The sequence below is a fragment of the Pseudomonas sp. MYb185 genome (assembly GCF_002979975.1).
GTDB lineage: Bacteria > Pseudomonadota > Gammaproteobacteria > Pseudomonadales > Pseudomonadaceae > Halopseudomonas.
The window spans coordinates 78,574-92,064 of record NZ_PCQD01000008.1 but is presented as its reverse complement, the minus strand read 5'-3'; the positions used below and the strand labels follow the sequence as shown (position 1 = coordinate 92,064).

The window sequence follows — 13,491 nt, the reverse complement described above, 5'->3', positions numbered from 1 at the left end:
AATGGATGAAACAATTCAAATAAGAAATATAAGCTTTCTGGGTAGTAGAGTTGCCCCCGCCTTGATTGGTTTCGATCAAAACTTGAGTGTTGTATGCGGTGCATCTGATACCGGAAAATCCTTTCTTGTCGAGGCCATTGACTTCCTCCTTGGTGGTAAAGAACTACGAGGAATTCCAGAGCTGGCCGGATACGAAAAAGCCCGCATTGGTATTGAATCCTCGGAAAAAGGCCTCTGGACATTCGAACGCAGTATAGAGGGCGGTAACTACCGGGTATTTAAAGGGGATATTGAAGCTGCGACTGATGCCAAGGAAAGCGGCACGATGAAGATGAAACACGCAGCAGGCAGGGAGGACAATATTTCCGGTTGGCTCCTTGGCGCTATAGATTTGCTAAGCAAATATGTGCGAAAGAATGCGAATGGAGATTGCCGTTCCCTAAGTTTCCGCGACATTGCTCGACTTATCATTGTTAATGAGCAGGAAATAATCCGCCAAGATTCTCCGTTCTTAACTGGTCAATATGTTTCTAAAACTGCTGAAAAGTCTGCCCTGAAGCTCATGCTTACGGGAGCGGATGATAGCGCAATAGTGCCAGCAGGTGCTCGCAAGCAATCGGAGTCAAATGACCGAGCAAAAGCCGAACTTCTCGAACAATGGATAGCTGATGTAGAGGACGAGATTACTGAACACGGTTTTGGGCGTGAAGAACTGGAAGATCAACTCGAAAAGCTAGATGAGTCTATTTCATCCAGTAGAGAGAAGCTTCAACTGGCTCAGACTCAGCTCAATGAAATGACCACCCAAAGACGGGAGATTGTGAATAACCGCGAGGCGATTAAAGACAGGATAGATGACATAGCCAACATGTTGGAACGCTTTGCTTTACTGAAGGCGCAATATGTAACAGATTTGCGTCGATTGATGGCCATCGAAGAATCCGGTTCGCTTTTTGTGCACCATGAACGAGTGCCTTGCCCGCTTTGCGGCGCTTCACCTGAATCTCAACATGGTACCGAAGAGTGCGATGGCGATGTTGAGTCAATAGTCGTTGCTGCAGCAGCGGAGATGGAAAAGATCAAGAGACTGGCTAGTGATCTTGATTCTACAGTTACTTCGTTGCATGGCGAGTCGGCCCGTCTATCCGAAGCTCTGATTGAGATCGGAAACAAGTTCAATGGCATTGATGGTGAGATTAAAAACGCCATTGCTCCAGAACTGTCAGATGTACAGTCTGACTACGCCGAGTTTGTTGATACCCGTAGCAAAGTTGTTTCGCACCTTTCGGTATTTAGCAGATTAGACAAGCTCCGTGAACAAAGAGAAGAGTTGTTCGGAGACGAGAACGAAGCGGAAATAGGTAATCAAAAGATTGCCGCGAGGCTATCGACCCAGGTTCTACATGATTTCTCTAAAACGGTAGAAAGAATACTTGAGGCTTGGGACTTTCCTGATACAGGCAGTGTTTATTTTGACGAAACTGCTATGGATTTTGTCATCAATGGTAAGCTTCGTGGCAACAGGGGCAAAGGTCTCAGAGCGATAACGCATGCCGCCGCCACTTTAGGGTTGCTCGAATTTTGTAAAGAGCGCTCGCTCCCTCACCCGGGGTTTGTTGTACTTGATTCACCCTTGCTTGCCTACTACAAGCCGGAGGGCGAGGGCGATAGCCTTCAGGGCACGACTCTTAAACAAAAATTTTTTAAATATCTGATCGAAGAACATTCCGACAGCCAAGTCATTATCGTTGAAAACGAGCATCCGCCAGAGTCTTTTGACGGCCAGCTTGGGTTAACGGTATTTACGAAGAACCCTCAGTATGGTCGTTTCGGCCTCTTTCCTTTTAAAGAAAGCCAGGAGTAAATGTAAGTAAATGGGGCGGCGCTTGCTTGTCAATATTCATAGGTGTGCAAGTGTATGTCGTGCGTATAACAAGGTGCTGCACACGGACAAATTTTCCGCTGCACTTTAAATTTGCCGGTGAGCATAATGTTAGATTAAGAGTCGTATGCCTATAAATAATGATGAAGAGCTCAAAGCTGCGGTAGATAAAGCTAGTGAACTTCTGCAGGAGATTCACAACTATTGCGCCGGAAAAAATTTAACTCATGCTGAGGTTGAAGCGGCAAAAGTTCGCTTTCCAAGAGGGTTTATCCGGCAAGCGGCCCTCCAGCGTTCGAGGATTGCATTTATTCGAGATCCTGATTTAAAAAGCAACCTTGCGTACACGTTAATACTTTCTGACGCAGTTTTGTGGCTAAGCTTACGAACCGATTTGTGGGGGATCCCTCAGCAAATGCTCACTAAGCTTTATGCTTTTTTATTGGGCTCACTATGCGAAAGCTTAACTAAAAATTATCTTCATGGAACTTGCGGTAAGGGCTACAAAGGTCGAACTGAGTATCTCAAAAGCAAAAATATTATCGACGAAGAGCTTCAAAGTGAACTCGATTGGCTATGGGAAGCAAGAAATCGGATGCACTTTTTCATGCTCCCTGGGCGTGAATACCAAAATGATTATGACAACGATTTTCACATGCGTGCTGTAGGTGCCTTTCGCGGACTCATTGCCGCGCTTAACAAGCATGGACCTCTATAATCTAACCAGTAGTTGCAGTTCGTATCGGGCCTGACGGCCTCCACCGGATGCCCTTTTCTCGGCTTCGCTGCAGAAAGGTCGCCGCTGAACAAAAGCGTTAAATTTCCTTGCGGTTCGTGAGAATGTCCGAATGGGATGAAGATATCGCGGCGCTAGATATGAGCGACGCTGAAAAGAATGGCCTGCAGGTTTATCGAAACTGTACGAAGGCATTTGAGATGGAGCAGGTAAAACAATTTGCTGCAGAAGTTAATTCCGAAATCCAGAAAAGGGGTCAGGTACGAATGGCACTTACTTAGCCTTTTTAGGATGCCCATATTTCGCCACCTTTCTGCGAGCTTGAGGTCTTGGCTGGGTCAGTAGCGGGTGGGTTTTCGGTCGTCGTTTGACCACTCTGGGCTCGATCCGCCCGGGACGATCAGCCACCCGCTGCTCGGCAATCAGCAGTAGCAATGACGTCAGCTGTTCCTCGTCACATTCATCGTGATATTGTCGCCACGCTCCCCACAGTTGCAGCGTATGTTTGAAGCTCAGCTGCCGAGGCAAGCAGTCTCCCAGCAAGGCTGACTGCGCCATCAACAGGCGAATGAGGTTGTAGGCCAGCAGGTAGACCCAGATCTCCTTGATCGCCATATCGGGTGTTTTGCAGCTCAGAACTTCCAGCCCCAGCGTACTTTTTAGATTGCGTATATCAAGCTCAACATGCCAACGGCTACGATAGAGTTGCTTGATATCAGCTTTGCTTGTCTGTCGGGCATTCAACAAGGTAGTGACCATGATCTTGCCGCCGCAATACAGCTCTCGTACGGTCAGGGTGGCAGGAACCTGGTCATACTGCTCTTGGCTCATCCAACGAGGTTTGCGCACCGGTTTGGTCAATTCAACAAGGTGATCTTTGGACCCCAGGGATACCCCTTTATTGAAGTCGGTTGAGCGTTTACGGGCGCCATACTGTTCGAACACCCCATCGATGTGGCGGCGCTGTAACTCGCTCAACAGGAAGTACGTGGCATAGAACGCATCGCCAATCAGAACGTCACCTGCATGCAGGGTCGACAGCATGCTTCTGAGCAGTGTTTGCTCATCTCCGCCCTTACCGTTGTATGGGCCAATGGCTGCGTCCAGAACAGCAGCACTGGACAGGCAAACGATGCCTACCAGCCGACACAAGGGAAAGCCCAGCCCCGGTTTCTGGCTATTTGGTTGGGGGTAACACTTCTGATTGGCCGGGGTATCCGGCATGGAAATCATGGTGCCATCCACCAGACGTACTGGCCTACCGCGCCACTGCCACGCTCGTGGAGCCTGCTCTGTCATCATGCGTCCAGCCTGTCGGCTTAGTGCGGATACCATGCTAACAGGTAACCGCTGTCGCGCCCGGCAGTAAGCTCCTGTCTGCGTGCTGCAGTTTGGCAGTCCACAAGCCAGCCGCTTGATAGCGGCTTCGTTCACAGCTTTCTGGCAGGAGCGGTCTGCACTCATGGCCTGAGCCAGAAACAGGGAAAGAGTTTCTGTTGGTGGAAACAGTCTTTCTCGATGCTCGGGCAGCAAGGATTCCACGGAGTCCAGCAGCTCAGGGCTTGTCAGCAGGTTGAAAAAACCGTGGGAATCAAGGCCTTGAGCGTGATGGCGGACACGTTGCTGTTGATGATGGGTGGCTCGGAGTCTAGGATGCATGGAAGGCTGGCTCTTGTGTTGTCAGGTGAAGGTTTGGTCGCTTTCAACCTGTGACCTTGAGCCAGCTTTTTCATTTCAATTTCAAGTGCTTAGAGCCTAAGTAAGTGCCATTCGGGTCAGGTACATTTTCCAGAAATAAATCAGACTTGATTGACGAAGTGCGTCGCCTGATCCGCGCCAGCCTGGGGAAATAAGGGGAAATAGGGTCAGGTACAATTTTTTTATCTTGAAAGTGTTATCACACATGATATCTGTTGCCTCGCCTTTTCCCCTGGCGGTGCGGGGAAGCCCTTCCAGGAGGATATCTTCGCTGTAAACGCTGCATAACTACCATCCCACGCGGGGAGAAATCCCCGCTCGGGGGGCTCTCCGCTTAATTCGGAGAGAACAATGAACGTCATTATGGAAGCTGCAAAACTTCAGAAATATTGGTCGGCAGGGTTACCTGTCATGCAGACGCCGGAGTCAACCTCACTCCAGCGCCCTAGGCTGGCCTTACGGCCTTACGCTAAACGTTAACTCTGTGGTTTGATCAGGAACTTCTCTCCGGTAGCCTGTTTGCCGTAAACCGAGATCGCATCCAGTTGTAAGGCACCGGCCAGGGATACTTCGTGAGTGTAGTGACTGGCGAACGTGGTCTTGATCTCGGCGGCTACGCGTTTGCGCATGGCGGCGGTGGTGTCCTTGCCGAGCTTTCCCAACGCATTGAACAGCAAGAAGCCGTTCACACCCCAGGCAAAACCGAAGCTGCGGTTCAGAGTAATCGGGCCACGATCAAGGCCCCCATAAATATAAACCTGTTTATAGGTGTCAGATCCGTACACGCTGTATTCAGTCATGTTGCGAGAAACGGCGGCTTCCATGCAGCTGAGGATGTCGCTAGCCAGTCGTCCGCCACCGATAGGGTCGAAGGCGATGGTAGCGCCGGTTTCGATAAGTGCTTCGGTCAGGTCTGCCATAAAGCTGTCGCTGCTGGAGTTGACCACGTATTTGGCGCCCATGTCGCGCAGCAAGGCTTCCTGTTCTGGCTTGCGGACGATATTGACCAGGTCTATGCCGTCGGCGATGCAGATGCGGTTGAGCATTTGTCCGAGGTTGGAGGCGGCGGCAGCGTGAACGATCGCCTTGTGACCTTCAGCTCGCATGGTTTCTACCATGGCCAATGCAGTAAGCGGATTAACAAAGCTTGAAGCGCCTTCGGCTGCAGTCGTACCCGGCTCCAGTTCCAGACAGCTTTGAACATTGGCACAGAGATATTTGCGGTAGCTGCCACCGCCAATGACCGCAACGGTTTTGCCCAGCAGGCTTTGCGCAGCGGCGGATGAGCCAGCAGTGACGACTGTACCGGCTCCTTCGTTGCCTACGGGTATAGACTTGCCAACCCGCTTTTTAACGGCACCCATGAACTTGGCCGGAACATCGGCACTGATGACCGGGCGATCGGCGCTACCGGATTGGCTGGCGGTTGTCATATCGGCCGCGCTGAACATCACTCCCAGGTCAGACGGGTTGATAGGGGCGGCTTCGATGCGGATGACCACTTGGTTTTCGCCTGGCTGCGGGATCTCAATCTCGCGCAGGGCCAGTTCCAGTTTGTTGTCTTCGCTAATGGTCGAAGTGAGTTCGATGTTGGTATCTGACACTTTGTTCTCCTGCAAAGGTTGAGTGGTCTGGTATTTCGCTAACCGGTGTTACCGCACAAGATGCGGAGCAAGCCCTTAGCGCTTGCGTGATCCGCCGCTCCGCGGCTACAAATCGGCACGTGTGCCGAGCGTTACAGCATTAAAGCAACATAGCAAGATTCGGGTCGGCAAGCTCGAATCGGCCTCTTAGTATTGTTTCTGTTCCGGTTAGATCCCCATCCATCAAGAACAGAGTCAGAGAGGTCAACTATATGAGTACCCTCGAAAATAAAGTCGCTATTGTTACTGGCGCCAGTGCAGGTTGGTCGTGAGTCGGCTACACAGCAGGTATGCCGGGGATGGCGGCATATGCAGCTAGCAAGGCAGGGCTGATTGGCCTGACCCAAGTGCTTGCATCTGAGTATGGTTCCCATAACATCCGGGTGACGCGCTTCTGCCAGGTGGTACTGATACAGCGGCGGCACAGGAATTTGCGGATACTCCTGAGGCGAAAGAGTTTGTATCCAATCTTCACGCGCTCAAGCGTATCGCGCAGCCTGAAGAAATTGCCCGATCAGCGCTCTACCTGACTTCCGATGCTTCCAGTTTTACTACTGGGTCAGCGATGCTGGTAGATGGCGGCATATCCATAAATCGTGTCTGAGAGGCGGTGCCACATGTCAGACTATGACCGAATCGCGAGCGCTATGACTTATCTTGTGAATAGGGCGTCTGATCAGCCCAATTTGGAGGAAATAGCCGCCCATGTGCATTTGAGTCCTTATCATTTTCAGCGGCTCTTTTGTCGTTGGGCAGGCACGACACCGAAGCGATTCTTGCAGGTCCTCACATTGGAGCGAGGTAAAGGACTGCTGGATAAGTCTAGTTCTCTGCTCGACGTCTCACATGAACTTGGGTTAAGCGGCAGCTCAAGGTTGCATGACCATTTTGTGCAGCTGGAAGCAGTCACGCCTGGGGAATACAAGAACCGAGGAAAGCAGCTAAAAATAGAGTACGGCGTACATTCTACCCCGCTGGGGGCCCTGTTTGTGGCAGTGACCCCGCGTGGTGTGTGTCGGGCGGGCTTTATGGACTTCAACAGCAAGGACGAATTACTGGATGACCTTCGTATTGCTTGGCCATTCAGTTCAATCACGGAAAGCACCTCGTCTACGCGCCATGTTATCGACGCTATTTTTAGCGGCAATGCCGGCTCCAAAGAGGGTCCGCTTTCGCTCCATGTGGCAGGGACCAATTTTCAGATCGCCGTGTGGCGTGCGCTGCTGAAAATACCTCCGGGCACCGTGGCTAGCTATGGCCAAATAGCAGAGTCATTGGGCGCCTCCAATGCTGCAAGAGCCGTCGGTAATGCCATTGGTTCAAACCCGGTCGCTTTGCTGATTCCCTGTCACCGGGTTATACAGAAAAGTGGTGCGCTTGGCGGATATCGCTGGGGTCCCACAAAGAAACTGATGGTACAAACTTGGGAAAGAATGCAGGAGGAGCCGCCTAGCAATTCGTTTGAGCCGCCTCCGCGTCCCGACGGGCCTTAACTCAAGCGTTGAGGCCCGACTTACATGCCCCCTTTAATCCACTGCACCTGAAACGGTGTTGTCGATCAGCACGCCACTTGCTTGCGCGGTATCTTCAAACTGCACATCCAGCGCCCGCTGGCCAGAGTGACTTGTGGGGTTGAGCTTAGTCGAGCTGCGCTGACCCACTCCCCGATGACAACATGGGCAGCGTCACTATCAAGACGCTGGGGTGCACTGCTATAACCCCAAATACTCTGCTATCAAAAATGCTTCACCCTTGCCTTCGTACTTACCGAAATAGCTGACTGGCTCGCGGGCATCGTCTTCGATATAACCCACCTCGCAATCAATGCCATATTGCTCGGCCAGCCTGTTGAACAGGTCCACTGGGAAGTTAAGGTGAATGTTTTTCGTCACGGGCTGACTTATTCCCAGCTGCCAGTCTTCGCAATCGTCGCTCTCGCACTCGTTGATCAGCGTGACATTGTTGGCCGCATTGGCATCAACATATGCCTGCAAGGCCGCTTGCAGCTCCGGCAGGTTCTGCCTCAGTTTTTTCTCTCGCTTTTCTTCAAGGCGGTCGCAGGCGATCAGCAGGTATATAAGCATTTGAACTGTCCGGGTTGAATTTTGTGGCTACTTTACCATAGGGGCTCTGGTTTCCATGGCTGGCAAACCTTAGGCTCCTGTGGGGCCTCTTACCGGGAGGGGGTACCGTCAACTGGCTGGAGACTGCTTCATGCAAATCGTTGTGTTAACCCTGACATTTTCACTCCCAGGCTGTCGCTCGCTGAAGGAGAAGCGCCAGCGAATGGGTGGGATTCACGAGCGCTACGGGCGTAACCCTGCGGTGGCCGTTTGTGAAAGTGGTGATCGTGAGCGACTGGATGCAAGTGAATGGACTTTCGTTGTGGTGGGCACCTCGTCACCAGAGCTGGACTCGCTGTGTAGCGAGATTGAAGACCGGATTCAACGTACAGTCGAGGCCAGGGTGACGGATGTGGTTCGCGAGCGGTTGTAGTGATCAGCAGCTATTTGGCAGAGCAAGTATCTCAGCACTTTGCCAACACCGTCTTGAGCCGCTGAACCGACACCCGTGCTTCTTCTGCAGTTGCAAAATTGGCAAACCCCATCAGCAAACCTCCCTGCGATGAGTTGCACATCTGCCAGTCGCTCAAGGCGTGAACCGCGAGCCCGCTGGATTGGGCGGCCTCCGCCAGAGCTCTGTCTTTCTGCTCGGCGCGCAGATGGGCCAGGACATGGATGCCGCCCGCCTGTGGCTGGATATACAAGTGTTCCCCCATCTCCTGTTTCAACGCATCAACCAGATGGCCCCGCCGGGTGGCGTATAAGGTTCGCATCTTGCGCAGATGCCTGCCAAAGTGACCCTGTTCCATGAAGTCAGCCACCATGGCCTGGGGCAGGATGGAGCCTGAGCCGGAGCGGTGGTTCACCGCATCCCTGAACTGGCCGATTTGAGAGACGGGGACCACCAGATAGGCCAGACGTAAACCGGGAAACAGCACTTTGCTGAAAGTCCCGGTGTAGAGCACCCGCCCATCGCGATCCAGGCTTTTCAGCGCGGGCAGGGGCCGGCCGTGGTAACGGAACTCGCTGTCGTAGTCGTCTTCGATAATCCAGGCCTGGCGATGGTTCGCCCACTCCAACAGCTCCAGCCGTCGCGGCAATGACAAGGCAACACCCAGCGGGCTTTGATGGGTCGGGGTGACGACGGCGAAACGCGCATGGGGTGCCCGGCGCTGACCAGTCGCCACGTTCAGACCTTCCTCATCGACCGGCACCGGTTCCAGGCGCATCCCCGTGCGCTCCAGGAACTGCCGGGCCAGGATGTATCCCGGGTCCTCGTACCATCCCAAGTCACCCGTCTTCAATAGCGCATGGCATACCAGTTCCAGCGCGCCCAGATAACCTGTCGTCACGAACACCTGCTCGGGTGAACAGGCAATCCCGCGTGAGATTCCCAGATAAGTCGCAATGGCGCGCCGCAGAGGCTCATAGCCTGCTGGATCGGGGTAGGTCATGGAGGTGGTTTCCAACGAGCGCATAGTGCGGCCAGCCAGGCGCGACCAGGTCTTCCGTGGGAATGCATCCAACGCCGGTAAACCGAGCTGAAACGGCAGCACTTCACTGGATATCGCGTGCAGTGGCGGTGATGCAGGAGCGGTAGGCTCTGACAGCTTGGCGTGATCTGCGGCCAGGCTCTCCAAGCGGGGCGAGATGATGGTTCCCGCGGCACCACGCGTCACGAAGTAGCCTTCGTTTGCCAGCATCTGATAGGCCATTTCGACTGTGCCACGCGCCAGGGTTAACTCACTGGCGAGGTTGCGCACGGACAGCACGCGGTCTCCAGGACGGAGTTTGCCAGCGGCAATCGCCTCCCGATAGCGCCGATACAACTGCAGATAGAGCGGCACGCCCTGTTCCTGGCTCGGTCTGAGGTGCTGCAAGTCCATATCGAATGCCCCATTAAATTAGTCAATTCTTGCACCTACCTGCTGGGTCATGATTTTCCTACAGTACTGTCCATGCAACAAGGATCTTCACCTGAGGAAAATCTACATGAGTACCCCAAAACGTTTGCCCTATCACACGCTCTCTCCCGAGGCCTATCGCGGGCTCGGTGCTACAAAAGCAGCGCTGGAGAAAAGCAGTCTCGGTATGGAGCTGATCCAGCTTGTATGGCTGCGAATGTCGCAGATCAATGGCTGCGCTTTCTGCCTGGAAATGCATGCGAAAGCCCTGCGCGCCGACAACGTTCCAGATGCCAAGATCGACAGCTTGGCGGGATGGCGCGTGAGCGATCGTTTCAGCGAACGTGAGCGTGCCGCATTGGCTTGGACGGAGGCACTGACGCACGTAGATCGCACGCATGCACCCGACGAGGATTTCGAGCCGCTCAAGGCGTATTTCAACGAGGTTGAAATTTCCGACCTGACCTTTGCCATTGCCTTGATGAGCGCATTCAATCGCCTGGCGATCGGGATGCGCCAGTAAGTATCAGTACACCCCCACAGCCGCCAGGTTCCTGGCGCGCGATTTGATTCAGGAGCATAACGCATGTCGAAACGTATTCTTGTCATAGGTGCCGGATTTGCCGGTATGTGGAGCGCGCTGGGCGCCGCTCGTCTGCTCGATCAGGCGGGGCGCACCGACGTGGAGGTCGTACTGATTGCGCCAGAACCGGAGCTGCATGTCCGGCCCCGCTTGTATGAGCATAATCCCGAGGGAATGAAGGCATCGTTGCAGGACATTTTCCAGGCGACCGGTGTTGCGTTCATTCAGGGGCTGGTCGAGCACATTGATGTGACGAACCAGCAGGTGAACATTGTCGGTACCGGTATGGACACATCGCGCCGGACCATCAGCTATGACCGTCTGGTACTGGCTGCGGGCAGCCGACTGAATTGTCCGCCGATCCCGGGGCTGGCTGAGCATGCATTCAATGTTGATCAGATTGCTGACGCTGCGAAACTCGAGACACATATCCACGGTTTGGCCAGTCGGGCGGAAAGTGCAGGGCGCAATACCGTGGTCGTTGCCGGCGCCGGCTTCACTGGCATCGAGACCGCGGCCGAAATGCCAGCCCGCTTACGCGAAGTCCTCGGTCAGGATGCAGCAGTGCGCGTGATCATGATTGAGCGCAATACCGACGTGGGCCCGGATCTGGGTGCCGGTCCGCGGCCAGTGATTACCCAAGCGCTGGCTGAGCTGGGAGTCACTTGGAAGCTCGGCTCCGGCGCTGCTGGCATCGATGCAAAAGGAGTCACGCTCGAGAATGGGGAATATATCGAGGCTGATACTGTTATCTGGACCGCTGGTGCGCGCGCCAGCAAGCTGACCGCGCAAATCCCGGCGCAGCGCGACAACTTCGGTCGGCTTCATGTTGATCGTAATCTGAAGGTCAACGGCCTCGATACGGTCTACGCCACGGGCGACTGCGCCTATGCGGCCACCGATGACGACGGGAATTACGCGATGATGTCCTGCCAGCACGCCATGAATCTCGGTCGCTCCGCAGGCCATAATGTGGCTGCAGACCTGATTGGCGAGGAGCCGATCCCGTATAGCCAGCCGCAGTACGTGACTTGCCTGGACCTGGGCCCCTGGGGCGCCGTCTACACGGAAGGCTGGGATCGCCAGGTAAAGTTGGCTGGTGCAGAGGCCAAGGCGCTGAAGACGAAGATCAATACCGAGTGGATCTATCCCCCGAGTGGCGATCGCGCTGAAGTCTTTGCCCTGGCGGATCCCAGTCGCATCGTTGTTGCTTGAACGAACAGAGCGGTCTACCCGATCGCTCTGCTCCTTTCACGAGGCCATGGCCGGAGGTGATATGAACATACTGCTGATTGACTGTAGTCCCAGGCCCAACTCGCATAGCCGGAAGTTGTCGGCAGCCATCATTGCGCGGCTGCTCGCTATGGATCCTGCTGCTCATGTCACTCGCCGTGATCTGGGGCGGGAGCCCATACCGCACGCGGAGACCAGCTACGCCACCGCGATCTCGTCACCTGGGGAGTTGGCAGCGTGGCAGTCGGATAGCGCCGTGCGTCTGTCGGAGCAATTGATCCAGGAGGTGGAAGCTGCGGACGTGCTGGTGATTGGTACGCCGATGAACAACTTCACTGTGCCTTCGGTACTCAAGGCCTGGATCGATCAGGTTCTGCGGATGGGCCGCACGATTGGTGCCGCATCCACAGGAGAGAAAATTGGCCTGCTGCAAGACAAGCCGGTCTATATTGGGATTGCCTCCGGCGGTATATTCACAGGTGACCACGCAAAACAGCCCGATTTTCTCATCCCTTACCTGACTGCTGCATTTGGATGCGTGGGCGTAACTTCGTTGCAGTTCTTTCCTCTGCAAGCGACGGCATTTCTCGATGAGGAGCAACTGAACGCAGATCGGGAAGCTCTGATCTCAACCATGGATACGACGAATATTGGCAGAGCAATACTTGGAGCGGCTCAATGAGCTGCAAGCGGCTCCTGCCGAGCGGTGAGTGCGGTACTGCAGTCGATACTCCTCATCCTGCTATCAAAATAGGACTGATTGATGCGTAATTATCTGATCCATATAAATAAAATTATTTTCATGATGCTGTTCATTGCCACTCACTCCGTTGCCGACGGTTTACCTGACGAGCTGCTGAATGCGCCCATACACCTTATCTCAGGAGAGACTGTCAGCTTGGCCGAATACAAAGGTGAAAAGCCTGTGTATTTGAAGTTTTGGGCAACCTGGTGCCAGCCATGCCGCCAGCAGATGCCGCACTTCGAGCATGTCCAGGAAAAATATGGTGATGAGATCGAAGTCATCGGCATAAATCTGGGCCTCAATGATGACCTGCGTGCGGTACAAGACACGATTGCAGAATTTGGATTAACGATGCCGATGGCCATTGATGAAGGTGGTGATCTGGCCCAGAAATTCCGCCTTATCGGTACGCCTTACCATCTTTTATTTGATAAGCAGATGAACCTGATTCATCTGGGGCATGAAGCCGATTCCTCACTGGATAATAAGATTGACATGGTTTCCCGAAGCCTGTCGGAGAAAGATAAAATAATTGACTCGTCCGTGTTGAATGAGGACGAACCCGATATATCGATCGACACCAATGATGGTGATGTACATGCTCTGTTTTTCACTGCCACCTGGTGTGACTGGTATTTGAAAGAAACGCGGCCAGTGTCTGCTGAGCGCTGCGCTGCAGCTCAAAACACAATAAATTCTGTTTTCAAGGAAACCGGGGATATCTCTTGGCTTGGTGTGATAAATCGCTTGTGGACTGGCGATGAAGACATGGCGGAATACAGAAGAAAATACTCAATAGCGCATTCTATGCAGATAGACAAAAGCAATCGGTTGTTTCATAAATACGCCGTCCATGATCTCCCAACACTCTTGATCATTAAGGATGATGCAGTCGTGGCGCGGATAACGGACTTTTCTGACGAAAACAGTATAGTCAGTGAACTGAAAAGCCATAAAAAATAAGGATGGGGAGCTCTCTCATCCATTGCGCTGCTAAGGACCTG

13 protein-coding genes and 1 pseudogene are annotated in these 13,491 nt (G+C 53.4%); 10 read left to right on the top strand and 4 right to left on the bottom strand.

The features are described 5' to 3' along the window. Position 1 precedes the first annotated feature (1 nt). From CQ007_RS13605 to CQ007_RS19085, 3 genes are all read left to right on the top strand, one after another. A complete protein-coding gene (locus CQ007_RS13605) occupies positions 2-1,864 on the top strand; it encodes an AAA family ATPase (protein WP_105646379.1) in 1,863 nt (620 codons plus the stop codon). Between the two features lie 145 nt (positions 1,865-2,009). Next, the gene (locus tag CQ007_RS18850) at positions 2,010-2,600 is read left to right on the top strand and encodes a hypothetical protein (protein WP_146114587.1); all 591 of its coding nucleotides are present in this window, start codon (positions 2,010-2,012) and stop codon (positions 2,598-2,600) included. A gap of 122 nt (positions 2,601-2,722) precedes the next feature. Further along, positions 2,723-2,899 carry a hypothetical protein gene (locus CQ007_RS19085; protein ID WP_218278883.1) on the top strand — a complete coding sequence of 59 codons (177 nt, stop codon included), beginning with the start codon at positions 2,723-2,725 and terminating at the stop codon, positions 2,897-2,899. Here the strand turns inward: CQ007_RS19085 and CQ007_RS13595 are convergent. Both CQ007_RS13595 and CQ007_RS13590 read right to left on the bottom strand, forming a co-directional pair. Next, complete coding sequence (locus CQ007_RS13595; protein ID WP_105646377.1) at positions 2,892-4,277, bottom strand: IS4 family transposase; 1,386 nt, start codon at positions 4,275-4,277, stop codon at positions 2,892-2,894. The genes CQ007_RS19085 and CQ007_RS13595 overlap by 8 nt on opposite strands. 515 nt (positions 4,278-4,792) lie before the next feature. Continuing rightward, positions 4,793-5,920, bottom strand: coding sequence for a zinc-binding dehydrogenase (locus CQ007_RS13590; protein WP_105646376.1), 1,128 nt, complete (start codon positions 5,918-5,920; stop codon positions 4,793-4,795). A 329-nt stretch (positions 5,921-6,249) separates the two neighbouring features. Here CQ007_RS13590 and CQ007_RS19220 point away from each other — a divergent pair. Together CQ007_RS19220 and CQ007_RS13580 are read left to right on the top strand one after the other, a co-directional pair. Continuing rightward, positions 6,250-6,563, top strand: a pseudogene (locus CQ007_RS19220) (SDR family oxidoreductase). 13 nt (positions 6,564-6,576) lie between these two features. Further along, a complete protein-coding gene (locus CQ007_RS13580; RefSeq protein WP_105646375.1) occupies positions 6,577-7,452 on the top strand; it encodes a methylated-DNA--[protein]-cysteine S-methyltransferase in 876 nt (291 codons plus the stop codon). 219 nt (positions 7,453-7,671) lie between these two features. Here CQ007_RS13580 and CQ007_RS13575 read toward each other — a convergent pair whose 3' ends face one another. Beyond that, positions 7,672-8,043, bottom strand: coding sequence for a hypothetical protein (locus tag CQ007_RS13575; RefSeq protein ID WP_036992881.1), 372 nt, complete (start codon positions 8,041-8,043; stop codon positions 7,672-7,674). A 130-nt stretch (positions 8,044-8,173) separates the two neighbouring features. Here CQ007_RS13575 and CQ007_RS13570 point away from each other — a divergent pair, with 130 nt between their 5' ends. Next, positions 8,174-8,455, top strand: coding sequence for a DUF503 domain-containing protein (locus CQ007_RS13570; RefSeq protein WP_105646374.1), 282 nt, complete (start codon positions 8,174-8,176; stop codon positions 8,453-8,455). 31 nt (positions 8,456-8,486) lie between these two features. Here the strand turns inward: CQ007_RS13570 and CQ007_RS13565 are convergent, their stop codons facing one another. Continuing rightward, on the bottom strand, positions 8,487-9,908 hold the full coding sequence (locus CQ007_RS13565; RefSeq protein ID WP_105646373.1) for a PLP-dependent aminotransferase family protein: 1,422 nt from the start codon (positions 9,906-9,908) through the stop codon (positions 8,487-8,489). A gap of 106 nt (positions 9,909-10,014) precedes the next feature. Here CQ007_RS13565 and CQ007_RS13560 point away from each other — a divergent pair, with 106 nt between their 5' ends. From CQ007_RS13560 to CQ007_RS13545, 4 genes are all read left to right on the top strand, one after another. Further along, positions 10,015-10,449, top strand: coding sequence for a carboxymuconolactone decarboxylase family protein (locus CQ007_RS13560; protein ID WP_105646372.1), 435 nt, complete (start codon positions 10,015-10,017; stop codon positions 10,447-10,449). Positions 10,450-10,512: 63 nt separating this feature from the next. Then, entirely contained in the window at positions 10,513-11,724 is a 1,212-nt protein-coding gene (locus CQ007_RS13555) for an NAD(P)/FAD-dependent oxidoreductase (RefSeq protein WP_105646371.1), read from the top strand. Between the two features lie 61 nt (positions 11,725-11,785). Beyond that, positions 11,786-12,424, top strand: a complete 639-nt coding sequence (locus CQ007_RS13550) for an FMN-dependent NADH-azoreductase (protein WP_105646370.1) — start codon at positions 11,786-11,788, stop codon at positions 12,422-12,424. Positions 12,425-12,505: 81 nt separating this feature from the next. Next, positions 12,506-13,450, top strand: a complete 945-nt coding sequence (locus CQ007_RS13545; protein ID WP_105646369.1) for a redoxin domain-containing protein — start codon at positions 12,506-12,508, stop codon at positions 13,448-13,450. Positions 13,451-13,491: the final 41 nt, after the last annotated feature.